The following is a 24,398-nucleotide window of genomic DNA, read 5'->3' as shown; positions in this document are numbered from 1 at the left end:
TTTTGTTTTGCCCGCGGTTGTTAGCCCGCGTTCTGCACGAAGTCCTCGGTAAAGTCCGTCTGCCAGAACTTGAACCCCTGCACCGTGGCCTGGGCGGCGGCGCCCATCAGATTGACCTGATAGGTGATGATCCCCTCCACATCCATCGATTGATTGGCCGACGCCTGGCTGTCGGTGTCTTCCAGCTTGGCACTGGCTTCCGCCCGGGCCTGACCGTCAAAACCGGCTTCCTTGAAGCGGGTCACCGCATCCTGATTGAGAAAAATTTGCACATAGGCCACCTTCTTCCAGCCGATGCCTGCGCCGGCTCCGGCGGAGGCAAATCGCCAGTAGGAGAGCTTGCCGCCCTCGTTCAGTTCGCAGATGCCGCCGCCGCTGGACAGGGCAAACAGGTAGCTGTCGCTGCCGGTGCAGATCAGGTGGGCCACGCCCTTGTTCATATCGGTTTTTGCCTGTGGGTGCTCGGTAACGATCTTGGACAGGGCGGACTGCGCTTCCTTGTGGGCATGGGCCTTCTTGTCTTCCGGGGTGTTGCCGGTGGCACAGCCAAACAGCAAGGCAGAGGCGCCAACCAACGCCAGGGTATTCAGTTTAAAGCGGATCATCTCATGCTCCTGTTGAACGACGGTTAAGGGGGCCTGAAAAGGGGCAGCAAAGGCTATAGCCCACCGACTGAATCCAGACTGAATCATCCAACAGAAGTGGTTAGGGAACTCAGAGCCATAGCAACACTGCCATTGGGTATAGTCCCAACCGACCGCGTTGTCTACATGGCGCCTTAGCCCTTACTGCTTAACCGGTAGCCCTGTCGGGGGAAGTGAACATGAACTGTTCCGAATCGGCCGGTTTCCCGCCGGAGTATCCAGCGCTGGTCACTGACACCGGCCAATTGCCCCCGGGTGCCCGCCTTGGCGTAGTCCGTGGGTGAGATGATGACCTCTTTGCCAATATCCGGGTGGGCGCGAAACTCCGGAAGGATCCCCCTGGGTTGGGAAGCGGCGGCGACCGCCAAGGCGTCTTTGGCGCTGATGAGCTGGTGATGGCCATGACCAAATAGGCTCATGCGGTCGTACCAGGCGCTGAGCCGGGTCAGCTTGGGTGACAGGGGGACGGCACCGACCTGGCTGAGGAACCACAGCGGGTGGTAGAGGGCAAAGTCGGCATGGCCGGGGCGATCGCCAAAGAGAAACTCGCCCTGAATCTGCTGGTCCAACTGCGCCAGTGTTGCACGAAAGCGTTTTGCGCCCTCCGCCACCGTCAGCTTGCTCCGGGTTTCCCGGGCGATGCCGAGGCGATCCCAGAGAAAACGGGCGGTATCAAACAACGACAGGTGTCGCTTGAGTTCACTCAGTGCCTGCTTGGGTGGCACCAGGGAGGCGGCATCGAAAAACAGGGTGGACTCGGCAACTGCGGCGAGCTCCGTCGCCTCCTTACTGGCGCTGGAGGGCGCCAGAAAAGGCTTCGCACTGATCTGACTTATCTCTTCGGCAATCAACTGGCTGTCACACACCATATCGGCCCCGAATTGGGCGACCGGAATGCGGCGATAGCCGCCGGTGAGGGGGCCGGTAGCGGGCCTCGGAGGCAGGGGGGAGACCAGCAGCGATTTCCAGTGCAGGTCAGCTGCCCCCAGCATCAGGCGTATCTTCTCGGAAAAGGGAGAAAGCGGGTAGTGATGCAGGATCAGTGAGCAGCCCATAGTGTGACTCCGACTCAAAATAAAGACTAAAAATTAAGCTGTTACAGCGACTGTAGATCGTCGTAGTTGAAATGGGAAGCGCGACGTTACCGAAGGGATTCGTCCCGGGCCGCCTAACCGCCGCCAGGTTGGCGTGACCCGGAGCCCCAATGTGTGGTGCTAGCTCAGCAGCGTCATTGCCATCAGCATCAGCAGTACGAGATTACACAGCAGGCCGATCAGGAAGAAGTAGCTGCGGGGGCTGGGATTGCGCTCGGTGGCGATGGCGTAATAGAGAGCCATGTGAATGATGCGCGCCAGGGCAAATATCCAGGCGATGACGCCCAGGATAAAGGGATTCAACCCCGCAGCCATGGCAGCCAGCAGACTCAGGGCCATCATAGGCACATTTTCCAGGGAGTTCTGATAGGTACGGTGACTGCGAAACACAAAGGAGTCGTGACTCAGCGCATCGTCCACGATCCCGGGCACGTAGTGGGCCTGTTTACGATGGGCCACCATGGCGACCAGGGTTTGAACCATCATGGTCGCCAGCATCAGCAGCAGGGCGGCAAGGGAGAGACTGTAGTGTTCGAACATGGGGACTCCATTTGAATAGCTGGCAATTGAATTGTGCGCAATGTTAATTGAGGCCAGTCCATAGATCAACTATATTGTGCACAATTATATTGTGGGGTTGTTTATGAGTCAGGACACAGGTTGCCCGGAGCTGATGTTTGAGAATCAGGTCTGTTTTCCCCTCTACAGTGCGGCCAATGCGGTGGTCAGGGCCTATCGCCCTCTGTTGGATAAGCTGGATCTCACCTATCTTCAGTACATGGTGATGATGCTGATCTGGCAGCACCAGAGCATGAGCGTAAAGGACCTTGGGGAGAAGCTGACTCTGGACTCTGGCACCCTGACCCCGCTTCTGAAGAGGCTCGAGGGCAAGGGGTTGGTGATTCGCGGTCGCAGTCAGCAGGATGAGCGGGTGAGGGTGATCACCCTCACCAATGAAGGCAAAGCGCTGAAAGAGCATGCGAAAGAGGTTCCCCAGACCATGGCCTGCCGGGCCGGCCTGTCGTCAGAGGAGGCCGGCCAGCTCAAGGCGCTGTGCCAGCAGTTGCTGTCACGACTGGGGTAAGCGGGGTGGAGCGATAGATTTCCACTCGAACACTGGGGGTGATGGTCACCAAATGGCGGTAAACGAGCTTCAGTGATATCCTTTATCGCTGTCTTGAACCCTGTTTTTCAGGCAGAAAAAAGCACACTGATGTTGCTTCGATAGAGCCCCAAGATAAGGAATTCCAAGCATTGTGATGCAACCTGTTAACCCTGAATTTTTCCCCCTGACCGACTTGGCCGGTCGTTTCGTCAATGAGCTGGCACAATGCCGAAAGCTGAACATTGATTGCCTGGAGGCCAGTGAGCACCATGTTCTGCTGCGCCTGCCTTATGCGTCTGAGCTGGTGGGTTACCCCGAGTCCAAGGTGCTTCATGGTGGTGTGATCACCACCCTGATGGACACCGCATCAGGTGCGGCGGTGATCTGCGCCATCTATGCCCGGGAGGAGCAGCTGGAGCTGTGTCCGACTCTGGATCTGCGGGTGGACTACATGAAGGCCGCCAAGCCGGACCAGCCTGTCTACGCCATGGTGGAGTGTTTCAAAATGACCTCCTCCGTGGCCTTCACCCGTGGCATCGCTTATCAGGAGTCCATAGACGACCCCATCGCCCAGGTGGTCTGCTCCTTTATGCGCATCGGCCCTGAACTGGTGACCGAGGCCTTCCGTGATGCGCTGCTCGGGGAGGATAAGGCATGAACATCAAACCCGTAGTCCAGCAGGCGGTTGCCGACAGAGATTACACCGAGCTGCTGGCGTTGATTCCCTACGCTCAGCACCTGGGGATGAACTGTGAACAGTTGGGGGAGGAGCTGGTGTTCCGTTTGCCCAATAACCCGGACAACATGGGGAACCCCATGCTGCCGGCACTGCATGGCGGGGTGATCGCCGGTTTCATGGAGATGTCCGCCATGGTCCAGCTGATGGTGATATTGCACACCACCCGGGTACCGAAGATCGTGGACTTCTCCATCGATTATCTGCGCGCCGGATATGCCCGAGAGACCTTCGCCGAATGCCGCATCACCCGTCAGGGTCGCCGAGTGGTCAACGTTTCGGTAAGCTGTTGGCAAACCAATCGGAAACAGCCCATCGCCACGGCCAGGGCACACTTCCTCATCGACTAGGAGAGTCAGTTATGCGTCATTGGATATCGATTTTGTTTCTTGGTCTGGTGCTCAGTGGTTGCACGACCACGACTTCGGGGCTGGTGGCCCGCTCAGACGCCGAGAAACTCAAGGTGGATAACGCCGCTCTGGCGCGGGATCTGTCGGTGATGCAACTGAACAAGTCGATTCAGGCCGGGCGACTGCAGGGACGCGCGGAGCTGATCTCCAAATCCAACGGCGACCTCTACCTGCAATATCGCTTCGTGTTCTTCGATGAAACCGGCAGGGAGATGGAGTCGGCCAACCGCGGCTGGCGGGCCATCAACCTGGCTGGCGGGGAGCGCCGTCAGGTCAGCGCGGTGGCTCTGAGCCCGGGGGCGGTGGAGTTTGAGCTCAGTGTCCGCCGGGTGGTGGATGAGTAAAGACCGAATTTATTGATCTAAAAAGCCACTGGATTCAGTGGCTTTTTTCGTTTTTTCCCCCGGCTGTTGTCGTCGCTGCTGAGCAAAAATGCTGCGTTGACGCCATTCAGCGTGGATTCAGGGTGCGCGGGCGGGGTATACTGCAGGCTGCCTCGGGGTGTATCTGTAAAGATACTGAGATTCCAGTCGGAAAACCCGCGAACCTGATCCGGATAATACCGGCGTAGGAAAGGCCCAGCCTTGAAGTCCCTGCCCAAAATCCGGTCGTATTCCCTTTTAGTAATAGAGAAGTCTAAAGGATATGCGCACCAAGCTTTCCATTGTTGCCCTTGCGGTCTCCTGTTCCATTCAGGCCCAAGAAATTGAAACCATTACCGTCAACGCAGATTTTCGTGATGCCGACATCGCCCGTCTGCCCACCAGTGTCACCGTGGTCGACACCGCCCGCATGCAGGAGCAGGGGGGCGAGCATTTCGAAGATGTGCTGAAGAACATCCCCAACCTGAGCTGGGCGGGTGCCTCCTCCCGTCCCCGTTATTTTCAGATTCGGGGCGTGGGTGAGCAGGAGGAGTATCAGGGCGCCCCCAACGCCTCGGTGGGCTTCATCGTCGACGACATCGACCTGTCCGGCATCGGCATGGCCGCCAGCCTGTTCGACCTGGATCAGGTGGAGGTGCTGCGCGGTCCTCAGGGGACCCGTTACGGTGCCAACGCCCTGGCGGGTCTTATCTATGTGAAGAGCAACGACCCTACCGAAAATTTCGAAGCGGGCACCGAAGTGACCCTGGGCGAAGATGACCTGATGGCCCTGGGCGCTTACGCCAGCGGCAGCGCCAGCGACACCTTGCTCTACCGCGCATCCCTGCAGCAGACTCAGCAGAACGGGTTCCGTGACAACCTCTACCTGGGTAGGGACGACACCAACGAGCGTGACGAGTTGACCGGGCGCCTCAAGCTGCGCTGGCTGGCCAGCGACAGCCTGACTGCGGATCTGACGGTGCTCCACGCCGATCTGGACAATGGCTACGACGCCTGGACCCTGGACAACAATGGTTTCGACACCCTGACCGACCAGCCCGGAGAAGACAGCCAGACCACCACCGGCGCGTCTCTGAAGCTCAACTGGGCGGCCAGCAGCGCCGTGTCTCTGGTGTCGGTCACCAGCTTTGCCGATACCGAGGCCCGTCATGCCTACGACGGCGACTGGGCCAACCCGGATTACTGGAGCAATCTGCAGTGCGAGGACTGGGAAACCGGTCAGCCGGTGCCTTGCCAGTATGACTATTGGTGGGACAAACATCAGGAGCGCACCACCTACAGCCAGGAGTTGCGACTGGTCTCTGGCGACGATGGCCGCATCTTCGCTGGGACCACAGATTGGCTGGTGGGCGTCTATGCCATGAAGCTGGATGAGTCCAACGATCTGCAGAGTTTCTACAACGGCTGGGAGGATGTGTTCCTCAAGTCCGACTATGAGGCCACCAACAGCGCCATCTTCGGTCAGCTGGACAGCGAGCTGGGTAAGTGGACCCTCTCCGCCGGCGTGCGCATCGAGCACCGCAGCAGCGAGTACAGCGATGACAGCGGCGAGGCGTTCTCTCCCAGTGAGACCATGTGGGGCGGCCACCTGTCTGCCAGCCGCCTCCTTGGCGACAACCACCTGGGCTACGTTCGCGTTGCCCGCGGCTACAAGGCCGGCGGCTTCAACATGGAGGTGCCGGCCAATCTGCCGGGCGCCAAGGAGTTCGACAACGAGACCCTGTACAACTACGAAGTCGGCGTGAAGAGTGGCTGGCTGGATGGCGCCCTGTCCACCAACCTGGCCCTGTTCTATATGGACAGGCAGGACCAGCAGGTGGAAGCTTCCACCCAGGATCCCGATAACCCGCAGCGTTTCTTCCTGTACACCACCAATGCCACCGGCTCCACCAGCTATGGCCTGGAGGCGGACTTCAGCTGGGCGCTGACCGCCAACCTGGAGCTGTACGGCAGCCTGGGCTTGCTGGATGCCTCCTACGACGACTATATCTACAACGACAAGTACGGTACCCCCGTTGATCTCAGCGGTCGTGAACTGGCTCACTCCCCCAGCTACCAGTTCAACCTGGGGGCCACCTATCGCCATGATCTGGGCTGGTTTGCTAATCTGGTGGCCAATGGCCAGGACAGCTATTACTACTCAGACTCCGCCACCAGCAACGCCGAGTCTGACTCCTACGTGCTGTGGAACACCAAGCTGGGCTATGAAGCGGAGCGCTGGGCCCTCTATCTGTGGGGGCGCAACCTCACCGATGAGAAGTACGGTGTGCGAGGCTTTACCTTTGGCAATGAACCCAATGACGGCTGGCAGGAGCACCTGTACGTGCGCTATGGCGATCCCCGCCAGTTTGGCCTGACGTTCCGTTATGACTACTTCTAAGGAGACACCCATGCAACTTGCTGTGGAGATCAGCCTCTATCCGTTAAAGGATCAATACCTGCTGCCCATCAAATGGTTTATCGAGCGTCTGGACGCCTACCCGGAGATTCAGCGCAAGACCAACGGCATGAGCACTCAGCTGTGCGGTGACTACGACACCATCATGGCGCTGCTGGCCACCGAGATGAAGGCGGCGCACCAGGAGTGGGGCAAGGGGGTGTTTGTCTGCAAGTTTATTCCCGGTGGCGTGAACCTTGACCACAGTGAGTAACTTCGTCAGCGAGGCGCTGGCTCAGGCCGGCGCCATGACCGCCTGGGAAGGGGTTGCCGTGGTACTGGCCCTGGCCTACCTGCTGCTGGCGATGCGTGGCAACATCTGGTGTTGGCCAGCGGCCTTCTTCAGCACCTTTATTTATGTGGTGCTGTTCTGGAAGGTCTCCCTGTTGATGGAGTCGGTACTCAACGGCTACTACCTGCTGATGGCCCTGTATGGCTTCTGGCAGTGGCGCTATGGCGGCCGCGGCGAGGGACTGAGTTACCAGACCTGGAGCCTGTCCCGCCATGTCCGGCTCATCGGCATCACCGCGCTGGTGGCCCTGGGGCTGGGTTATGTGATGGACAACTACACCCATGCGGACCTGGCCTATCTGGATTCCGCCACCACCTGTTTTGCGGTAGTGGGCACGGTGATGACCGCCCGCAAGGTGGTGGAGAACTGGCTCTACTGGGTGGTGATCGACATCGTCTCCATCTACCTCTACATGAGCAAGCAGATGGTGCTCACCAGCGGCCTGTTTGTCCTCTATGTCGGTCTGGCCCTGGCCAGCTACTTCACCTGGCGCAACGCCTACCGGAGTCAGGGTGAGCCTGCCTTCGCCTGAGGCTCTGCTCAGTGAGGTGCCGGGTTATGCCGGCGCTTCACTGCGTCCTTTCGGCACAGGCAGTGCCAATGCGCTCTATCTGATTGAGCCCAGCGAGCCCGAGGCCCTGTTGCGGCTGCACGACAGTGGTGCCCGCATGAGTGCCGATCGCCGCCGGGAGCACAGCATCTGGCGACAGGCGGCCGACGCCGGACTCTCCCCAGATCTCTACCACTGGGACGCTGCCCATCGATTTGCCGTCGCCCAGCGTTGGGGACGCAGGGCGGACAGGCTTGCGCCTCACGCTGCGGTTTGTACCCTGGCCGGTTTCCACCGGCTGCCCATCGACGCTGCCCCCCTGGATTACGCTTCCTCTCTGGATAACCAGGCTCAGCAGTGGCAACAGCGGATGCTGGCCAGTCGCCTTTCCCCGGGGATGACCCATCATGATCCCGGCCGGGGCAATTGGCTCCGTCAGGGTGAGGAACTTCGCCTTATTGACTTTGAGTACGCCGGCTTCGGTCACCCTCTGTGGGACCTGGCCTGCCTGATGCTGGAGTGGCCCAACATGGCCGAGGCGGCGAGGCTCTATTACCGTGTGCAAGGGCTGGAGGCTGATGGCGGCGAAGAGTTGGCCCTGCAAGCTGCGGGTCATCTCTATCTGTTGACCTGCCTCAGGTGGTGCGATCAGGCGTTGCAACAGGGTGGGGAGCCACGGCTGATTCAGGGGTGGACACGCCGCTATCGGCAACAGCTGGCCGCCGGTCCCGAGTCGCTGCTCACCCTGTGACCCTTCCTGCCCGGAACTTTATCCTCAGAGTTCTGCTCTAACAATGAGTTAACACGGCGGTGAGCCTCAACTGGAGAGAGGAATTTGAAGGGACGTTGGCTAATTGTCACCCTGGTGGCACTGGTACTGACAGGATGCAGTACCAAGTTTGTTTATAACTGGCTGGATTGGGTCATCGAGTGGGAGGTGGCCGACTATGTGGACCTCTCCCGCACCCAGGAAAGGCAGTTTGAAGCCATGGTGGATGAGATGCTGCTTTGGCATCGCCGGCAAGAGCTGCCCAAATACCGTGACCAATTGGTGACTCTGCGCAATCAGGTGAATCACCAGCTCTCCTCTGAGGACGCCCTCGGCCATATTCGCAGCCTGGAGCAGCACTGGCTGAGGGTCTTCGATCATCTGATGCCCAGACTGGTTCCCATGATGCAGACCCTGACCGACGAGCAGGTGGAGCAACTGCTGTCCACCTTGGAGAAGGAGAACCAGAAGGACATCGACCGCTATCTGAACAAGGAGTTCGATGAACGGGTTGCCCGGTCGAACAAGCGCACCGCCAAGAGCCTCAAACGCTGGGTTGGTAAGTTGACTCCGCTGCAGAAAGAGGCGGTCAACAAGTTCAACTATGAACGCCACCAGTCTATGGATCTCTGGGTGGCTTATCGCCAGGCCTGGCAGGCGCGCTTCGGCGAAGCCCTGCGAAATCGAAGCGATGGTGAGCAACTCAAGCGGGAACTTCGGCTGCTGCTGGTGACCCCGGATAAGATCCGGCCCGTCGGTTACAAGGAGCAGCTGAGCATGAACCAGCACAACTTTGCCGATGCCCTGGAGTCGATCAACGCCAGTCTGACCGGTAAGCAGCGCAAGAAACTGAATCGTGAGCTAGGCTCTTTGATAGATGATCTAGCTGATTTATCAAAAAATTAAGTTTGATGAAAGCAAGGAGCGCTCTCTCCGGTCATCTTAGTCAGTAGTAACTTAAAAGGAATATGGTTATGCAGGCTCTGATTAACTTGTGGCAAAGCTTCTTTCGCGCGACCCAGTCTCTGGAGGGCCTGGCGCCTCTGGCCCTTCGGCTCTATCTGGCGCCGATTTTCATTCAAGCAGGCTACAACAAGCTGAGCCATTTTGAGGACACCGCCGCCTGGTTTGGTAACCCGGATTGGGGGTTGGGATTGCCGTTTCCAGAAGTGATGGCAGCCATGGCGGCCGGCACCGAGTTTCTAGGGGGCATTTTGCTGATTGTGGGCCTGTTTACCCGGCTGATCAGCATTCCGTTGATGGTGACCATGCTGGTGGCCGCCTTTGCGGTGCACTGGGAAAATGGCTGGCTGGCCATTGCCGATGCCTCCAGCTGGCTGGCCAATGAGCAGGTGATGGCGGCCCCAGAGAAACTGGAACGGGCCAAGGCGATTTTGCAGGAACACGGCAACTACGACTGGCTCACCTCGTCCGGCAAGTTTGTGGTGCTGAACAACGGCATCGAGTTTGCCATTACCTACTTTGTGATGCTGCTGGCGCTCTACTTCATGGGCGGCGGTAAGTTTACCAGCCTGGATTACTTCTTCGGGCCCAAAGACAAGGCCTAAGCCCTGAGATTCAAACAGCCCGGTGCATTTGCATCGGGCTGTTTTCGTTCTGGCGCCGCTATCTGGCGGCTTGCCATCCTGGCGGAAGCACTTCGGCCAGGCTCTGGTCGTAGAGGGCCAGAACTGACTCAAAGCCATGCTCTGGCTGCCATCTGAGTGCGCGGCTGGCAGCGCTGACGTCGTACACCCGGTCCAGAGAGTGGGGAAGGCGCCAGCCTCTTCGGTCAAACTCATCGGCCAGCTTGGGTACCTTTTGGCGAATCAGACAAGCGGCATCCTCATAGAGAGCCTGAGTGTCCTCTTGGGTAAAGGGAGTGGCAGCGGAGAGGTTAAACAGGTTAAAGCCGGGCAGGCATCGGCGCAGGGCCAACTCATGAGCACAGGCCACATCCCGGGCATCGATGCCACGACTCAGGCGGTACACCGCCATCATGTCCACCGCCTCAGGGAAGCAGCGGGACATCCGCAACACGGTCACAGGCAGATGGGTCTCGTCGCTGAAGCGCCTTAGCCACTGTTCTGCTTCCAGCTTGGTTCTGTGATAGATGGTTCTGGGCTGAGGGATCACCTGTTCGTCTACCCAGGCGGCCCGACCCCCTCTGGGCTTCGACCCGTGGCCATAGAGTGCCGTGGTGCTGGTAAACACCACCTGTTTCAGCCCCTGACGGACACCTTCATCTGCCAGTTGTTGAGTCAGAGTAAGGTTGACCTGCCAAAAGCGCTCGTCCGATGCCAGGCCTACATGGGGCGCATGCAGGGCCGCGGTGTGCACCAGGGCGGTGACTCCCTCCAGCGCCTGGCGGCGTATCTCGTCGTCACGAAGATCCCCCACCAGATCGGCGGTAGAGCAGGGGGTGGTGTCGACGCCGCGAACCTGGTAGCCCTGGTTGGCCAGGTGGATATAGATGGCCCGGCCAATGCGTCCGGCGCTGCCGGTTACCAGAATAGTCATCAGTGACTGTCGCCGCCTTCCAGCATCTGCCGGCTGACGTAGTCGCCCTTGTCCATCTCATAGACGTTGGCGGCGATCTTCGGCAGGTCCGGGAACAAGCGGGAAAGTTCTGCCACCACCAAGCGAGACAGTGCTGCTTTCTGCTCCTGGGTCCGGCCCGTCAGGATGTGGGCGAACAGGTGAATAAAGGGCTGCTGCTTGCCGCCGGCCAGGTAGGTGGTGTACGGGTTGATGCGCACCTTGATGGCAGCTTCATTGAACAGTCCGGAGCTGACCGCCGCCTGGTGAATGGCGCTTAAAATCACCTCTTCGGACTGAACATCCAGCACCTCGCGGGCGCAGTCGATAACAAAATGGGGCATGGTGGCTCCTGATGACAAACCTCGAAGTGCCCAAGTCTACTATGGTGGAGGTCACGGCTCAGCCACAAATCACAAAATATTGATACTCTGCGGCTTTCTATTTCAACTCATTAGCGGTAGCGTAATTATTGTACAGGGAAGGGCTCCCTGTCTGCGCCAGGATTTTGGTCGCAGGAGCATGGCCGACCCACAAGCAGTCGTGGTTTTCAACGCGATGACTGGTGGCTGTGTCTGACTTGGATTCGTCAAACTCAGGGATTGAGGTGACCATTATGTCGCGCTTTGGAATCAAGGGGATCTCCATCAGGGTTACCGTGGTGTTTGTGTTTATCATCGGCACCCTGATCACCGCTGCCACCGCCATCACCCTCCAGTATCTCTTCTCGTCGAAGATCGCCACCGAAGCGGTGACGGCTCAGGCGGAGATTCTGGCCAGGACTACCCAGGATAAGGTCGAAGCCCTGCACACCAAGGCGGCCCATTCGGTGGAGATTCTTGCGCGTAACGCGGCCCTGGTCGAAGGCGGTCAGGTTGATCAGCATGCGACCGATCGGCTGTTCGCCAATCTGCTGGAGAACAACAACGAGTTCTATGCGGTCTATCTGGGCCTGGCCAACGGCGACTTCTATGAGCTGATCAACCTGGAGGCCAGCCCGCAGATTCGAGAGCAGTTGGGGGCATCCCTGACGGACCGGTTTGCCAAGGTGCTCATTCAGCAGGAGGAGGGACAGCGGGTTAAGCGCACCCTGTTTCTCAATGAGGCGTTCGAGGTGAGTCACCAATTGGTGGAGCCCAGCGACTATGACGCGACAACCCGCCCCTGGTTCCAGATAGCCGACACCATCAATGCCAGTCGCACCAAGCCCTACCTGTTTCAGCACCTGCAGGCCCCCGGACAGACTTTCTCCATGGTGATGGAGGAGAGTGGGGCGGTGATCGCTGTGGACATCGCCCTGTCCACCATGTCGCAGTTTCTCTCCGGGCAACTGGCGACCGGCACGCCCATCGAACACAGTGAAGTGTTTCTCTATGACCTGAGTGGCAAGTTGGTGGCCTCCAGCAACGCCGCCACAGAGATGCCTCGCCGAGAGTTGCCGGCACTGCCCCTCACTGAACAGGAGCGCAGCTACCTCGACACTCTGGGGACGGTGCGCATTGCCAACGAGACGGACTGGGCGCCGCTGGATTACTCCATCGCCGGTCAGCCCAGGGGGTACACGGTTGAGCTGATACAGATGCTGGCCCGAAGCCTTGGGTTGTCGGTGGAGTTCATCAATGGCGTGTCCTGGGAAACCCTGGTGCAGCATTTCCAGCGAGGCGATCTTGAGATCCTGACGCCGGTGTATCGAACCGGCAGCAACAGCCAGTGGGGCCTGTTCTCCTCCCCCATGGTGGAGATGCCCATGGCGTTGGCGACGCGGGGCGATGGCAGCAGATACCGCAGTCTGGAGGCGCTCAACGGCGCTGTTCTGGCGATCCCTGCCGGCTGGTCCATCATTCCTGAGATTCGACGCGCTTATCCACAGATTCGCATTGTCGAAGCGGCCAGTGTTGTCGAAGCACTGAAGGCGGTCACCAGCGGCGAAGCGGACGCCACCATAGAGACCCGCATCATTCTGGATTACACCAAACGGGTCTACTTCCTCGACGGGCTCCACATCGAGCCCTATCTGGACATAGGTCAGGTCAACTTCGATGCCGGCCTCAGAGCGGTATTCAAACCTGAGCTGGCGCCCCTGGCCGCACTGTTTGAGCGGGCCTTGGCTCAGGTGGGCCCGGAGGACCGGCAATATCTGGCCAAGCGCTGGCTGGGTAATATGGACGAGATCCGGCAGCAGGATTCCCTGACCGTTCCCTACAAGGCGTTGATCACCACGGCCCAGGAGCGCTTGCTTCAGGGCAAATTGAACCGCTTACCTCTGGAGGGCCGCGACAGTTTCCTCTACATCGAGCCATTGCGAGCGGGAGAGGATCATTTCTTTGCCCTGGCGCTGGATGTGGACACGGTGTTGCAAGCCAGTCGTCGCGAAGTGCTGGTGTCGGCCGCCGCGACGGCGATCTGCATTCTGGCACTGCTGCCGTTCTGCTACCTGTTGGCCAACCCGATAGTCAACCCCATTCGTCAGCTGGCCAAAGAGAACGAAAAGGTGATGCGCCGTCAGTACCAGCAGGTCCACAGGCAGCCCTCCGTCATCAAGGAGGTGGATGAACTCTCCCGATCTCTGGTTGAGATGTCCGCCGCTATTGCCAAACATGAAGCTCAGCAGCAGAAGCTGATGGACTCCTTTATCGAGGTGATCGCTCAGACCATTGATGACAAGTCCCCCTATACCGGAGGCCATTGCTATCGCGTTCCGGAACTGGGTTTGATGCTGGCGCGTGAGGCCAGCATCAGCCAGGAAGAGTCGTTCCGGGGGTTCTCCATCGAGGACAAGGACAAACATCGTGAGTTCAAGTTGGCGGCCTGGCTCCATGACTGCGGCAAGATCAGCACTCCGGAGCATGTGGTGGACAAGGGCAGCAAGCTCGAATCCACCTACAACCGCATTCATGAGATCCGCACCCGCTTCGAGGTGCTGTGGCGCGAAGAGGAGATCAGCTACCTCAAGGCGGTGATGGCGGCCGCCAATCAAGAGCCTAAACTCAGGGAGAAGCGGGATCTGGCGCAGCGACAGCTCAAAGAACAGTTTGAGTTTGTCGCCAGATGCAACGTAGGCGGCGAGTTCATGGCGGATGAGAGCATCGAGCGCCTTCACGGCATCGCCAGGCGAACCTGGCAGCGGAATTTCGATGACAATCTGGGTCTGGGCCCTCTGGAGGAGAAGCGCCGAGGCGACAGCGCCGCACAGCTGCCGGTCACGGAAAACCTGTTGTCGGACAAACCGGAGCATCGCATCGCCTGGGAGCGCAAGCACAGCTATGACCCCAGTCTCGGCATCATGCTGGAGCCCACAGAGCTGCAAAACAACCAGGGTGAACTCTACAACCTGTGCATACGCAAAGGCACCCTGAATGAGGAAGAGCGCTTCCGCATCAATGAGCACACGGTCAGCACCATTAAAATCCTGGAAAGCCTGCCGTTCCCACCAGAGCTGGCCAATGTGCCCAGGTACGCTTCCACCCACCATGAAACCCTCAAGGGGACGGGGTATCCGAGGCGACTGACCGGCGATCAACTCTCCGTAGGGGAACGCATTCTGGTGCTGGCGGACATCTTCGAAGCCCTGACTGCCGATGACCGCCCCTACAAGAAGGCCAAGTCTCTGAGCGTCGCCATCAACATTCTGCATAAGATGGTCAAGGACGACCACGTGGATCAGGAGGTGTTCCGGCTGTTTCTCACCACCGGCGTCTATCTGGAGTACGCCGAGCGCTTCCTCAAACCCTCGCAGATGGACGAGGTGGACCTGAGCAGGTATCTGGACGAGGCGGCGGCAGCCAGCAAAGAGCAGGAGCCGGTGTAGCGAGTTCAGTACCGCGCTGGCGAGGGCACAGGCTGGGTCAACGGGGCTGTGTCTATCCTGCCCTGGACAGGGAGTGTACGGTGCCTTCCTTAATGGCCCCCGGCGACGGCGTGAACCCTGTTGCAGTGAGGTATGCCGGCAGAGGTACTGGCAGGCTGGCACAGAAAGCGATGAGCCCCGAACATACGGGGCTCATTGTTTGCGACACAGGCGAGTGACCGTCTTAAAGGCCTACGGCTCATTAACGCTCGAACTCAGCCTCTTTCTGACGTGCTTCGCGCTCTTTCTCTTTCTGCTCTTTGCGGGCTTTCTGCTCTTTCTTGTGCTGCTCTTTTCGAGCGTCACGTTCAACCTCGTCGCGCTCTTTACGGGCTTCGCGCTGATACTCTTCTTGCTCTTTGCGGGCTTCCCGTTCGTACTCGTGTTGCTCCTTACGAGCTTCCCGAGCCTGCTCCTGTTGCTCTTTTTGAGCTTCCCGCTCCTCCTGATCGTACTCTCTTTGCTGCTCCTGCTTGGCTAGGCGGGCCTCTCTCTCATAGTTCTTGTCCATCTTGCGCGCGTCTCTGTCAGCTTTCTTCTGCTGCTTTTGCGCTTCTTTGGCCTGCTTGCGTGCTTCCTTTGTCTGCTGTTTTTCTGGGTTATTTGCTCCGGAGGCGCCAGCCAAGGCAGTGGAGGGAAGCGTGACCGCGAGGGTCAGTGCTGCAGCCAGTAACAGTGTTCCGTTCTTCATTGTTAACTCCCTTATTACAATGGGTTGAATTAACTATGGTTGACTTTACCGATAATGGCAATCGACTCTCTGAATCCAGTTAATCGAAGAAGATGCACGGCCGCTTTGGTAGACTGGTTTGCAAATGATATTGATTTACAGGAGCGGCAATGGACGCGCTGACCCTTCTCACCCAACGACACTCCGCCCCCAGGCTCTCCGAGCCGGGTCCGGACTCGCAGCAGCTGGACACCATCCTGGCGGCGGCAGTAAAGGCACCGGATCATATGGCACTCACCCCCTGGCAGTTCGTGATTGCTCAGGGGGAGGGGCTGCTGAAATTGGGAGAGATCTTCTACCAAGCGGCCAAGACCAAAGGGGAGAGCGGCGAGGGGCTGGCCAGAGCCAGGCTTTTGCCGACCCGGGCGCCCATGGTGATTACCGTTATTGCCAAGGTGCAGGACCACCCCAAGGTGCCCGTCATCGAGCAGCACCTGAGCGCCGGTTGCGCTGCGCTGGCGATGCAGATGGCGGCTCAGGCTCAGGGCCTCGGTGGCATCTGGCGTACCGGCAGTTACGCCTTCGACCCGACAGTACGAGAGAGTCTGGGCGTTCAGGGGGACGATCAGATAGTCGGTTTCCTCTATCTGGGGACGCCGCTGTCGAGGGCGCCGAACAAGAGATCGCCCGATCCTGCCGACTACGTTTCTTTCCTCTAATCTGACTCAGGCTGGAAAAAGGGGGGAGAAGATCCTCCCGTTTGGCCATCGTGACCTGTAAACTGGCGCGGATACGGGTTATCCTCCTGTTTTCAAAGAAGCCTTTTCTGTTAAGCCGATGCGCATTCTTCACACCTCTGATTGGCACCTTGGGCAGCACTTCTATAACAAGAGCCGAGCCCGGGAGCACGCCGAATTTTTTGCCTGGCTGCTGGCCCAGGTTGATACCCACAAGATTGACGCGGTGATCGTCGCCGGCGATGTGTTCGATACCGGAACGCCGCCCAGTTACGCCCGTGCACTGCTCAACAGCCTGGTGGTCTCCTTCCAGAAGCTGGGTTGTCAGTTGGTGGTGCTGGCGGGCAATCACGACTCGGTGTCCACCCTCAATGAGAGTCGCCAGTTGATGGAGTACCTCAATACCACGGTGATCGCCGGCGGCGATGAGGGCGAGCAGCTGCTTGAGCTGACCGATGACCAGGGGGAGCTGCAGGCACTGCTGTGTGCCGTCCCCTATCTGCGTCCCCGGGATGTTCTGCGTAGCCAGGCCGGTCAGAGCGTGACGGAAAAGCGCCAGAGTCTGCAGCAGGCCATTGCCGATCACTACCGGGCGTTGTACGAACGTGCCGCCATACTGCGCGCAGAGCGAGAGATGAACATCCCCATTATTGCCACCGGCCATCTGACCACCCTGGGGGCCACCACCTCGGAGTCGGTGCGAGACCTCTATGTGGGCACCCTCGACGCCTTTCCCTCAGATCATTTCCCTCCGGCGGAATACATCGCCCTGGGCCATATTCACCGGCCTCAGCGTGTGGGCGGCCAGGAGCACATCCGCTACTGTGGCTCGCCCATTCCCCTGAGCTTTGATGAGCTGGGCAGCGAGAAGTCGGTGCTGATGGTGGAGTTTGATGGCCAGTTGCTGACCGGCATCACCGCGTTGCCGGTACCCAGCTTCCAGCCCATGGCGGTGATCAAGGGCAACCTGTCTGAGATTGAGCAGCAACTTAAAGGGTTCGCCGACGCCTCGCCGGAGCGCCCCGTGTGGCTGGACATCGAAGTGGAGAGTGAGGAGTACCTCAACGATCTGCAGCAGCGCGTCGAAGCCCTGGCAGACGATCTGCCGGTAGAGGTGCTGCTGTTGCGCCGGGCCAGGAAACTGCGTACCCAGGCACTGGAGCAGCAGCAGAACGAAACCCTGGCAGAGCTCAGCGTGCAGGAGGTGTTTGCCCGCCGCCTGCAGGAGGAGAGCTTCGACGGTGAGCCGGGCGCCGAGCGACAGCAGCGGTTACAGGGCCTGTTTGACCAGGTGCTGGCTCAACTGGACGACCCGGAGCAGGCCGAGGAAGATCCACTCCCGGCCGAGACACAGCAGGAGAGCCCCAAACAGGTGCTCCAGCAGCCCAGCCAGCCTGAGGAGGCGTAATCATGAAGATTTTGTCTCTCCGGTTTAAGAACCTGAACTCCCTCAAGGGAGAGTGGAAGGTGGACTTCGGTGCTGAGCCTTTTGCCGGTAACGGCCTGTTTGCCATCACCGGCCCCACCGGGGCGGGTAAGACCACCTTACTGGACGCCATCTGTCTGGCGCTCTACCACCAGACCCCAAGGCTGTCGGTGTCGCCCACCCAGAATGAGCTGATGACCCGAGGCACAGGTGAAGCCCTGGCCGAGGTGGAGTTCGAAGTGAAGGGGCTGGGTTACCGCGCCTTCTGGAGCCAGCGTCGTGCCCGGTTGGCCGCAGACGGCAAACTGCAGCCGCCGGTCGTGGAACTGGTTCGCATCGACGATGGCGCCATTCTGGCGGAGAAGATCAAAGAGAAGCTGGAGCTGGTCGCGTCTTTGACCGGCCTGGATTTTGGTCGCTTCACCAAGTCGATGCTGCTCTCCCAGGGCCAGTTTGCCGCCTTCCTCAACGCCAGCGCCAATGAGCGGGCCGAACTGCTGGAGGAGCTGACGGGGACCGAGATCTACGGTCGCATCTCCCGGCAGGTGTTCGACAATCATAAGCAGGCAAAGACCCACCTGGAGACCCTGAATGCACGGGCCGAAGGGGTGGACCTGCTCTCCGACGAACAGAGAGAGGCTCTTCAGGGCAAGCGCGGTGCCGACCGGATTCAGGAGCAGGCACTGCAGGCCCGTCTCAGCGAACTCAAGTCCCTTCAAGGCTGGTTGCAGAAAGAGGCCGAGCTGGCCAACGCGATCGATGACGGCAAGGAGAAGCAGCTTCAGGCGGCTCAGGAGTCTGAGCGTCAGCAGGAGAAGCTGGCTCGTCTGACTCGCAGCGAGCCGGCGGAGCGCCTGCGGCCGCGATTGACCGAAGTGCAGGACGCCGAGAAGCAGCTGGCCCGTTGTCGTGAGCAACTGGCGCAGTTGGCCGAGACCAAAGCCCAGTGCGCCGAGCGTCAGCAGCAGGCGCAGCAACAACACGCTGAGGCCAGTGCAGACAGAGAAACGGCTCAGCAGGCCAGAGTCGACGGCGAGGCCCTGTTCAACCAGGTGATCCCTCTGGACACCCAGTTGGAGCAACTGGCAAAAGGGCTGACTGGCGCGGAAGAGGCGATGAAGGCCCGCGCCCAGACCTGGGAAGACGCCAAGGCACAACTCAAGCAACGAGAAGTGGCGCTGACCCAGGCTCAGGCACAGCTGGCCGAGGCCCAGGCCTACCTGGAGAGCAACGCCAATCACGGTCAGCTCAGTCAGAAGTTGTCTGGATGGCAGAGCCGTTTAGAACAATTGGCGAACCTGGAGCAGGGAATCGCCCGTTTGGCGCCGGAACTGGCCCAGGGCCAGGAGAGACTGAGCGCACTGTCTCAGACTCGCGAGCCACTGGCTGAAGAGCTTAAACAGGCCGAAGCGGATTTGGCGTCGGCCAATCAGGCGCTATCGCAAGCCGAGTCAGCCTTGACCGAACTGGCTCAGCAGCCGGTGGAGGTGCTCAAGGCCAAGCTCGCCGCCCTGGATGCCGGTCAGGAAGGGCGCAGCAAGCTCAAATCCCTGAGTGAGCGTTACGCCGAGCTTCAGGAGCAACTCGGCGAACGCCAGAAGTTGTCGGACAAGCTGTCCCAGGAACTCGACCGCATCGGCAAGGAGCTTGGCGAGAAACGTCAGCAGTACAAGAGCGAGCACCAGCAACTCAGAGACGTCGAAACGCTGCTGGAGCAGGAGCGTAAGATTCACTCCCTGGAAGCGGAGCGCGCCAAGTTGGTGGCCGGTGAGGCGTGCCCATTGTGTGGCTCCACCGAGCATCCGGCGGTGACCGCCTATCAGGGCATCGTCCTCAGTGAGACAGAGCAGCGCCTGACCGATCTCAAGGAGAAGGTGGAAGCGCTGAAAGAGCAGGGCACCCGCCTGGGTGAGCAGCAAAAGCTGGCCAAAGAGCAGTTGGAGATCAAAGCCGGCGAACTCAGGCAGCTTGAGGAGAAACGCGTAGCGATCACCACCCAGTGGGGTGAGCAGTGCGTGGCCCTTAAGATCACCACCGCACCCGATATAGCCGACGCTAAGCGACTGGAGAACTATCTGGAGAGTTGCCGCAGTCGCCGGGCTGATCTGGACGCCAAAGTCGGGCAGCTGGAACAGGCCAGTGGAGCGCGCCAGCAGGCCAGTGAAGCACTGGCCAAGGTGAAGGAGCGCCACCATCAGCTGCAGCTCAAGAGCAGCCAGTTGACCGCAGAGGAGGAGTCGGTTCAGCAGCAACTAACCACTGCCCAGGCACGCAGCCTGGAGCTTGGTCAGAATCGTGACGGTCTGGTTCAGGCACTGAGCCCTGAGTTGGAGGCCCTAACGCTGACGTTGCCCGAATCCGGTGACGTGGACAGTTGGCTGGAAGGGCTTAAGGCTCAGGCCCAGCAGTGGCAGCAGGCCCAGCAGACACTGGCCCAGCACAGTCAGATAGAGGTGCAGCTCAAAGAGCAACACCAGAGTGCCACGGAACGAGAGCATCAGACTGCCCTGGAACACCAGGGGGCTCACAGCGCCTGGACCGAGCTTAAGGCGCAGTGCGCCCAGCTCAGCGCCCGTCGCCAGGAGCTGTTTGGCTCCCGAGTCGTCAGTGACGAGCGTCAGCGCCTGGAGCAGGCGCTGGCACAGGCCAGCGAGATGATGGAGTCTGCCCGAACCCGCCAGGGGGAGGCAGAGAAAGAGAGCGCCGCCCTTCAGGGGCAACTGGCCCAGTTGGAGGAGAGCAAACGCGACTTAACCGAACGCTGGACTCAGTCCAGCAAACAGCTGCAGAACGAGATGGCTCATTCGGTGTTTGCCAGCCAGACTCAGCTGGAGGAGGCCCTGCTCAGTGATGAGGAGAAGCAGCAACTGACCGAGCTCAAAGCTACCCTGGAGCGGTTGCAGGCCGGTGCCCAGGCGCTGGTTGCGCAGGCCACCATCACCCTGGAAAATCATCAGCAGGGCAGGCCCAAGGCATTGGTCAAGGACGCCACCCTGGAGAGCCTGACTGATCAGGTGGATGCCACCAATGAATCCATTCGGGAGCTGATCGCTGCCATGGCGGCGATCAAGAGCCAGCTGGACAGCGACAACGAGCGACGCGCCGGTTTGCAGGGACTGCTGGAGCAGATTGACTCCGCTCGAAGCCAGTATGATGACTGGGCTTACCTCAGTGGCCTGATTGGTTCCAGAGAGGGGGACAAGTTCCGCAAGTTTGCCCAGGGGCTGACCCTGGATCATCTGGTGCATCTGGCCAATGGCCAGTTGGACAGACTCCATGGCCGTTATCAACTCAAGCGCAAAGTGGGCGACGAACTGGCACTGCAGATCCTCGACACCTGGCAGGGGGACGCAGTGCGTGATACCCGCACCCTCTCCGGAGGAGAAAGCTTCCTGGTCAGCCTGGCTTTGGCCCTGGCCCTGTCTGATCTGGTCAGCCACAAGACCAGCATCGACTCCCTGTTCCTGGATGAGGGCTTCGGCACCCTGGATGGTGAAACCCTGGACGCCGCGCTGGATGCCCTGGATACCCTGAATGCCAGCGGCAAGATGATTGGTGTCATCAGCCACGTGGAGGCGATGAAGGAGCGTATACCGGTTCAGCTCAAGGTCAATAAGGTCAATGGGTTGGGATACAGCCGACTGGACTCCCGCTTCAAGGTAACCCGGGAAGACGTCACTGACGTTCAGGACTAAGCTGGATTGAAATCTAAAAATAGAAACACAGAGAAGGTTAGAGATTATGGATGAGAATATTCTCAGTCAGGAACTGGCTCAGATGGAGATGGTATATCAGCTGATCACCGAGTTTGTGGTGACCTACAGCTTCCAGATCCTCGGCGCCTTGGTGATCTTCTTTATCGGCATTTGGCTGGGAGGCAGGATCTCAAAGGCGTTGCTGGCGCTGATGACCCGCCACGAGATAGACATTACCCTGTCCACCTTTGTGGCCAACATCGTCAAGATCCTGGTGATCATCCTGATTGGCATCATCGCCCTGGGTAAGCTGGGGATCAGTGTCACGCCGCTGGTGGCGACCATTGGTGCTGCCGGTCTGGGTGCCGGTCTGGCACTGCAGGGCATGCTGTCCAACTACGCTGCAGGAGTGACCATCATCGTCACCCGGCCCTTCGTCGTGGGCAACACCATCACCGTTCAGGGCGTGTTCGGCGTGGTGAAAGAGATTCAGCTGGGAATGACTGTCCTCACCAACGAAGAGGGGCAGGAGATTTCGGTGCCCAACAAGCACATTGTGGGTGAGGTGCTGCACAACTCCTTTGAAACCCTGTTGGTGGAAACCGAGATAGGCATTGCCTACGGGGCGGATCCTGAGCAGGCCATTGGTGCGCTGTTGGAGGTACTGGCGGCCAGCCCTCATGTGGACCAGTCTCAGACCCCACAGGTTGGTATCGATGGCTTTGGTGATAGCGCCATTACCCTGGGTGTGCGCTACTGGGTGCCCAGTGAGCAGTTCTATCAGGCGAAGTTCGAAATCAACCTGTCGTTGTTCAAGGCGCTCAAAGCCAATGAGATCGAAATACCTTTCCCTCAGCGCCACGTGACTTTGCTGAACCAGGACAAGTAGGCAGAAGGAAAGTTTGTAGGAATTCAGGGGGAGGCATTGCCTCCCTTTTTCTTTTGTCGCGCAGAATCAGCATTGCAATACGACTTTGATAGAAGTCTAAATAATTTGCATATGAATTCAGTTCGGTTAAGGTGTGAATAAGGTTTACCGCATCTGGAGAGGGAACTGTGCGCACGCTGATGGCTTTGTTGTGTCTGCTTCCATTGATGGGTTTTGCCGACGATAATCCGGGCTGTGCTCGCGTCTTAATCACTTCAGATTATGGTGATTATTCCCTGAGCCTTAAGGCTGGCGAGCCTGAAATTCTCACTCTGGGGGGCGGCTACAGTTTGGCATTGTTGGCTGATCCTGTGGGTGATTCCGGCCTGGTGAAGATCACTACCGAGGCGCACTATAACCGTAACCGACTCTCCACAAATGTGACCGTTGGCCCCGACACACCCACCTCAGTTAAAGTGGCCGGACTGTCTGTCGAACTCAGTGTCGACCCTTTCTGATTTCATTCCCACATAAAAAATGAGGAAACTTCGCGACTTCCGTTCAGGTTTCCGCTACTCTGTGCCGCAAACGGAATCAGCGGGCCATACTTGAAGAATATTGGTCCCAAGCAGTGCACACAGGGAGTGTGAATGGACAAGTTAGAGTTGAAATTACCGCCCGTTGCCATAGCGTGTCTGATTGGCCTGATGATGTGGCTGGTTGCCAGAATACCTCTGGGCGAACAGATCTTCCCCTCAACCATTCGACTCGAACTGACCGCACTGTTTCTGCTGCTGGGCGCCGTTGTTGGTTTGAGTGGCGTCATTGCTTTCAAACGGCATAAAACCACTGTCGATCCCACCCGTCCCGACAAAGCCTCGACCCTGGTCACCACAGGGATTTATCAAATCAGCCGTAATCCCATGTACCTAGGGCTGCTGCTCTTGCTGGCCGCCTGGTCCTGTTACCTGTCTCATCTGCTGGCGATGCTGCTGCTCATCCCCTTTGTGCTCTATATGAACCGATTCCAGATTCGCCCGGAAGAGCGAATGATGGAAGGGCTGTTTGGCCCCCAGTTCGAGATCTACCGCCGCAACGTAAGGCGATGGCTTTAAGCACAACTGCCGACATTTACCCAGCTGCCAGCAGATGGGGAGAGTAGGGTGAATGGTTGTACTTTTGCTGTGATGACACTCCTTTAAAACACCCGCGAGAGGGTGTAACTTAATCAGCATAAAAATCAGGTAGATGTCACCTTCAAAGGGAGAGATTGATGGGCCCGGTGTTCAGCAAATGGCGGAGCTTGGGCAACATTTATCTTGTTAAAGCATTAAGCTGTTATATATCAATAAGATATAGGTGTGTGTTCACTAACCTTGGGATGGCCAGGTGAGCTGTGTATACATACAGTCCAAAGTGAGATCCGCCTTTCCCCGGGCAAGATCCGCCTTGCACGCAAAGCGACACGGCAGCGGAGCTGGATTTTATGACTAAACACAAGTACTTGGCTATTTTGAGCCGTAAACGCCGTGCGTGATAGGCGGCAAGATGTTCATGGGTGAAAGGCGGCGAGTCGCCGCATAATAAGCTGTTAGAGAGCTTTATGAAATTTGTGTCAGCCTTACTACTAATATTTTCTTTGAATTCGTTTGGCAATCAAATCTTAACTTCAAAGGAAGTTTATGATGCTGAAGCTCCTATTTACTGGCAAATACAAAAAACTGTAACGATCAATGAAACTATAACAGTTCCACTCCTATTTGAATTTTCCCAGAGAGGGAATGGTAGTGTAAAAATCAAACATGGACTTTGGATTAGAATTTACGATTGCCACAACAATTCTTATATTTTTGAGCCTTGTCTTATGGAGCAAGAGTTATTAGACATAAATTCAGACGGCTTCAATGATGTGTTATTTGAATCGCAACTTATCTACACTGGAGAAAAAGAGTCTGATCCGAAAATCGACAAAGGAAAGGTATTTGTTCAATTGATATATTCGCCATCTGAAAAAACATTTATTCTTGGAAAGCATAGTGAGTCCATCAAACCTTACGAGTATTACGAGGAATAGCTCTCTAACAAGTTGCTTAAAAGGACGTTGAAGTTGACCCGTTTTAGTGGACACCAAAATCGTTAGATCGAGGTGTCACAATGCCTGCCTACAAGACAGGAAAACGAACCCAGCAGTACAGTC

24 protein-coding genes and 1 riboswitch are annotated in these 24,398 nt (G+C 58.2%); of the genes, 18 read left to right on the top strand and 6 right to left on the bottom strand.

Going from position 1 to position 24,398, the window contains the following annotated elements:
• Positions 1–20 precede the first annotated feature (20 nt).
• The 3 genes from G505_RS0111945 to G505_RS0111935 all read right to left on the bottom strand — a co-directional run bounded on the left by G505_RS0111945 (position 21) and on the right by G505_RS0111935 (position 2,278).
• Positions 21–605: a lipid-binding SYLF domain-containing protein gene (locus G505_RS0111945; RefSeq protein ID WP_028109766.1), complete on the bottom strand. Its 585-nt coding sequence runs from the start codon at positions 603–605 to the stop codon at positions 21–23.
• Positions 606–778: 173 nt separating this feature from the next.
• Positions 779–1,699, bottom strand: coding sequence for a glutathione S-transferase family protein (locus G505_RS0111940; protein ID WP_028109765.1), 921 nt, complete (start codon positions 1,697–1,699; stop codon positions 779–781).
• A 159-nt stretch (positions 1,700–1,858) separates the two neighbouring features.
• A complete protein-coding gene (locus G505_RS0111935) occupies positions 1,859–2,278 on the bottom strand; it encodes an MAPEG family protein (RefSeq protein ID WP_028109764.1) in 420 nt (139 codons plus the stop codon).
• A 103-nt stretch (positions 2,279–2,381) separates the two neighbouring features.
• Between G505_RS0111935 and ohrR the strand changes: the two genes are divergently transcribed.
• The 10 genes from ohrR to G505_RS0111885 all read left to right on the top strand — a co-directional run bounded on the left by ohrR (position 2,382) and on the right by G505_RS0111885 (position 9,988).
• Positions 2,382–2,822 carry a transcriptional regulator OhrR gene (gene ohrR / locus G505_RS0111930; RefSeq protein ID WP_028109763.1) on the top strand — a complete coding sequence of 147 codons (441 nt, stop codon included), beginning with the start codon at positions 2,382–2,384 and terminating at the stop codon, positions 2,820–2,822.
• A gap of 175 nt (positions 2,823–2,997) precedes the next feature.
• Entirely contained in the window at positions 2,998–3,501 is a 504-nt protein-coding gene (locus G505_RS0111925; protein WP_035385356.1) for a PaaI family thioesterase, read from the top strand.
• Positions 3,498–3,929, top strand: coding sequence for a PaaI family thioesterase (locus G505_RS0111920; RefSeq protein ID WP_028109761.1), 432 nt, complete (start codon positions 3,498–3,500; stop codon positions 3,927–3,929). Before G505_RS0111925 ends, G505_RS0111920 begins: the two co-directional genes overlap by 4 nt.
• Before the next feature lie 11 nt (positions 3,930–3,940).
• Positions 3,941–4,333, top strand: coding sequence for a YcfL family putative periplasmic lipoprotein (locus G505_RS0111915; protein WP_169628214.1), 393 nt, complete (start codon positions 3,941–3,943; stop codon positions 4,331–4,333).
• A 143-nt stretch (positions 4,334–4,476) separates the two neighbouring features.
• Positions 4,477–4,580: riboswitch (TPP riboswitch) on the top strand.
• 54 nt (positions 4,581–4,634) lie between these two features.
• Positions 4,635–6,752: a TonB-dependent receptor gene (locus tag G505_RS0111910; RefSeq protein WP_028109759.1), complete on the top strand. Its 2,118-nt coding sequence runs from the start codon at positions 4,635–4,637 to the stop codon at positions 6,750–6,752.
• A 10-nt stretch (positions 6,753–6,762) separates the two neighbouring features.
• Positions 6,763–7,023 (top strand): hypothetical protein, encoded by a 261-nt coding sequence (locus G505_RS0111905; protein WP_028109758.1) that lies wholly within the window; start codon positions 6,763–6,765, stop codon positions 7,021–7,023.
• Positions 7,024–7,057: 34 nt separating this feature from the next.
• Positions 7,058–7,633, top strand: coding sequence for a nicotinamide riboside transporter PnuC (pnuC, locus tag G505_RS0111900; protein WP_084643977.1), 576 nt, complete (start codon positions 7,058–7,060; stop codon positions 7,631–7,633).
• Positions 7,614–8,402: a phosphotransferase gene (locus tag G505_RS0111895; RefSeq protein WP_028109756.1), complete on the top strand. Its 789-nt coding sequence runs from the start codon at positions 7,614–7,616 to the stop codon at positions 8,400–8,402. The genes pnuC and G505_RS0111895 overlap by 20 nt, the downstream gene beginning before the upstream one ends.
• Positions 8,403–8,486: 84 nt before the next feature.
• The gene (locus G505_RS0111890; protein WP_028109755.1) at positions 8,487–9,326 is read left to right on the top strand and encodes a DUF6279 family lipoprotein; all 840 of its coding nucleotides are present in this window, start codon (positions 8,487–8,489) and stop codon (positions 9,324–9,326) included.
• Between the two features lie 68 nt (positions 9,327–9,394).
• Positions 9,395–9,988, top strand: a complete 594-nt coding sequence (locus tag G505_RS0111885) for an HvfX family Cu-binding RiPP maturation protein (protein WP_028109754.1) — start codon at positions 9,395–9,397, stop codon at positions 9,986–9,988.
• Positions 9,989–10,046: 58 nt separating this feature from the next.
• On the opposite strand, the gene G505_RS0111880 is transcribed toward G505_RS0111885, so the two are convergent.
• Together G505_RS0111880 and G505_RS0111875 are read right to left on the bottom strand one after the other, a co-directional pair.
• A complete protein-coding gene (locus tag G505_RS0111880) occupies positions 10,047–10,940 on the bottom strand; it encodes an NAD-dependent epimerase/dehydratase family protein (RefSeq protein ID WP_028109753.1) in 894 nt (297 codons plus the stop codon).
• Complete coding sequence (locus G505_RS0111875) at positions 10,940–11,302, bottom strand: 5-carboxymethyl-2-hydroxymuconate Delta-isomerase (RefSeq protein WP_028109752.1); 363 nt, start codon at positions 11,300–11,302, stop codon at positions 10,940–10,942. The genes G505_RS0111880 and G505_RS0111875 overlap by 1 nt, the downstream gene beginning before the upstream one ends.
• 272 nt (positions 11,303–11,574) lie before the next feature.
• On the opposite strand from G505_RS0111875, the gene G505_RS0111870 reads away from it, so the two are divergent.
• Positions 11,575–14,766, top strand: coding sequence for an HD domain-containing phosphohydrolase (locus G505_RS0111870; RefSeq protein WP_035385355.1), 3,192 nt, complete (start codon positions 11,575–11,577; stop codon positions 14,764–14,766).
• A 241-nt stretch (positions 14,767–15,007) separates the two neighbouring features.
• Here the strand turns inward: G505_RS0111870 and G505_RS0111865 are convergent, their stop codons facing one another.
• Positions 15,008–15,496, bottom strand: coding sequence for a hypothetical protein (locus G505_RS0111865; RefSeq protein ID WP_028109750.1), 489 nt, complete (start codon positions 15,494–15,496; stop codon positions 15,008–15,010).
• A 149-nt stretch (positions 15,497–15,645) separates the two neighbouring features.
• On the opposite strand from G505_RS0111865, the gene G505_RS0111860 reads away from it, so the two are divergent.
• The 7 genes from G505_RS0111860 (at position 15,646) to G505_RS0111830 (ending at position 24,275) form a co-directional block, all read left to right on the top strand.
• Entirely contained in the window at positions 15,646–16,194 is a 549-nt protein-coding gene (locus tag G505_RS0111860) for an NAD(P)H nitroreductase (protein WP_028109749.1), read from the top strand.
• 118 nt (positions 16,195–16,312) lie between these two features.
• Positions 16,313–17,620 (top strand): exonuclease subunit SbcD, encoded by a 1,308-nt coding sequence (gene sbcD, locus G505_RS21420; protein ID WP_084643965.1) that lies wholly within the window; start codon positions 16,313–16,315, stop codon positions 17,618–17,620.
• Positions 17,621–17,622: 2 nt separating this feature from the next.
• Entirely contained in the window at positions 17,623–21,333 is a 3,711-nt protein-coding gene (locus G505_RS0111850; protein ID WP_028109748.1) for an AAA family ATPase, read from the top strand.
• 46 nt (positions 21,334–21,379) lie between these two features.
• On the top strand, positions 21,380–22,222 hold the full coding sequence (locus G505_RS0111845; RefSeq protein ID WP_028109747.1) for a mechanosensitive ion channel family protein: 843 nt from the start codon (positions 21,380–21,382) through the stop codon (positions 22,220–22,222).
• A 167-nt stretch (positions 22,223–22,389) separates the two neighbouring features.
• Positions 22,390–22,719 (top strand): hypothetical protein, encoded by a 330-nt coding sequence (locus tag G505_RS0111840; protein WP_028109746.1) that lies wholly within the window; start codon positions 22,390–22,392, stop codon positions 22,717–22,719.
• A 132-nt stretch (positions 22,720–22,851) separates the two neighbouring features.
• Entirely contained in the window at positions 22,852–23,316 is a 465-nt protein-coding gene (locus G505_RS0111835; RefSeq protein WP_028109745.1) for a methyltransferase family protein, read from the top strand.
• Positions 23,317–23,804: 488 nt separating this feature from the next.
• Positions 23,805–24,275: a hypothetical protein gene (locus G505_RS0111830; protein ID WP_028109744.1), complete on the top strand. Its 471-nt coding sequence runs from the start codon at positions 23,805–23,807 to the stop codon at positions 24,273–24,275.
• The last annotated feature ends 123 nt before the right edge of the window (positions 24,276–24,398 follow it).

This window comes from Ferrimonas futtsuensis DSM 18154 (assembly GCF_000422645.1).
Classification (GTDB): Bacteria; Pseudomonadota; Gammaproteobacteria; order Enterobacterales; family Shewanellaceae; genus Ferrimonas; species Ferrimonas futtsuensis.
The sequence above is the reverse complement of the archived record's forward strand: the minus strand, read 5'-3'. Positions and strand labels throughout refer to the sequence as shown.

What these genes read in the sequence shown, in the direction of transcription:
- G505_RS0111945 (WP_028109766.1), bottom strand. Translation starts at nt 605, where the DNA reads ATGATCCGCTTTAAACTGAATACCCTGGCGTTGGTTGGCGCCTCTGCC.
- G505_RS0111940 (WP_028109765.1), bottom strand. Translation starts at nt 1,699, where the DNA reads ATGGGCTGCTCACTGATCCTGCATCACTACCCGCTTTCTCCCTTTTCC.
- G505_RS0111935 (WP_028109764.1), bottom strand. Translation starts at nt 2,278, where the DNA reads ATGTTCGAACACTACAGTCTCTCCCTTGCCGCCCTGCTGCTGATGCTG.
- ohrR (WP_028109763.1), top strand. Translation starts at nt 2,382, where the DNA reads ATGAGTCAGGACACAGGTTGCCCGGAGCTGATGTTTGAGAATCAGGTC.
- G505_RS0111925 (WP_035385356.1), top strand. Translation starts at nt 2,998, where the DNA reads ATGCAACCTGTTAACCCTGAATTTTTCCCCCTGACCGACTTGGCCGGT.
- G505_RS0111920 (WP_028109761.1), top strand. Translation starts at nt 3,498, where the DNA reads ATGAACATCAAACCCGTAGTCCAGCAGGCGGTTGCCGACAGAGATTAC.
- G505_RS0111915 (WP_169628214.1), top strand. Translation starts at nt 3,941, where the DNA reads ATGCGTCATTGGATATCGATTTTGTTTCTTGGTCTGGTGCTCAGTGGT.
- G505_RS0111910 (WP_028109759.1), top strand. Translation starts at nt 4,635, where the DNA reads ATGCGCACCAAGCTTTCCATTGTTGCCCTTGCGGTCTCCTGTTCCATT.
- G505_RS0111905 (WP_028109758.1), top strand. Translation starts at nt 6,763, where the DNA reads ATGCAACTTGCTGTGGAGATCAGCCTCTATCCGTTAAAGGATCAATAC.
- pnuC (WP_084643977.1), top strand. Translation starts at nt 7,058, where the DNA reads ATGACCGCCTGGGAAGGGGTTGCCGTGGTACTGGCCCTGGCCTACCTG.
- G505_RS0111885 (WP_028109754.1), top strand. Translation starts at nt 9,395, where the DNA reads ATGCAGGCTCTGATTAACTTGTGGCAAAGCTTCTTTCGCGCGACCCAG.
- G505_RS0111880 (WP_028109753.1), bottom strand. Translation starts at nt 10,940, where the DNA reads ATGACTATTCTGGTAACCGGCAGCGCCGGACGCATTGGCCGGGCCATC.
- G505_RS0111875 (WP_028109752.1), bottom strand. Translation starts at nt 11,302, where the DNA reads ATGCCCCATTTTGTTATCGACTGCGCCCGCGAGGTGCTGGATGTTCAG.
- G505_RS0111870 (WP_035385355.1), top strand. Translation starts at nt 11,575, where the DNA reads ATGTCGCGCTTTGGAATCAAGGGGATCTCCATCAGGGTTACCGTGGTG.
- G505_RS0111865 (WP_028109750.1), bottom strand. Translation starts at nt 15,496, where the DNA reads ATGAAGAACGGAACACTGTTACTGGCTGCAGCACTGACCCTCGCGGTC.
- G505_RS0111860 (WP_028109749.1), top strand. Translation starts at nt 15,646, where the DNA reads ATGGACGCGCTGACCCTTCTCACCCAACGACACTCCGCCCCCAGGCTC.
- sbcD (WP_084643965.1), top strand. Translation starts at nt 16,313, where the DNA reads ATGCGCATTCTTCACACCTCTGATTGGCACCTTGGGCAGCACTTCTAT.
- G505_RS0111850 (WP_028109748.1), top strand. Translation starts at nt 17,623, where the DNA reads ATGAAGATTTTGTCTCTCCGGTTTAAGAACCTGAACTCCCTCAAGGGA.
- G505_RS0111845 (WP_028109747.1), top strand. Translation starts at nt 21,380, where the DNA reads ATGGATGAGAATATTCTCAGTCAGGAACTGGCTCAGATGGAGATGGTA.
- G505_RS0111835 (WP_028109745.1), top strand. Translation starts at nt 22,852, where the DNA reads ATGGACAAGTTAGAGTTGAAATTACCGCCCGTTGCCATAGCGTGTCTG.
- G505_RS0111830 (WP_028109744.1), top strand. Translation starts at nt 23,805, where the DNA reads ATGAAATTTGTGTCAGCCTTACTACTAATATTTTCTTTGAATTCGTTT.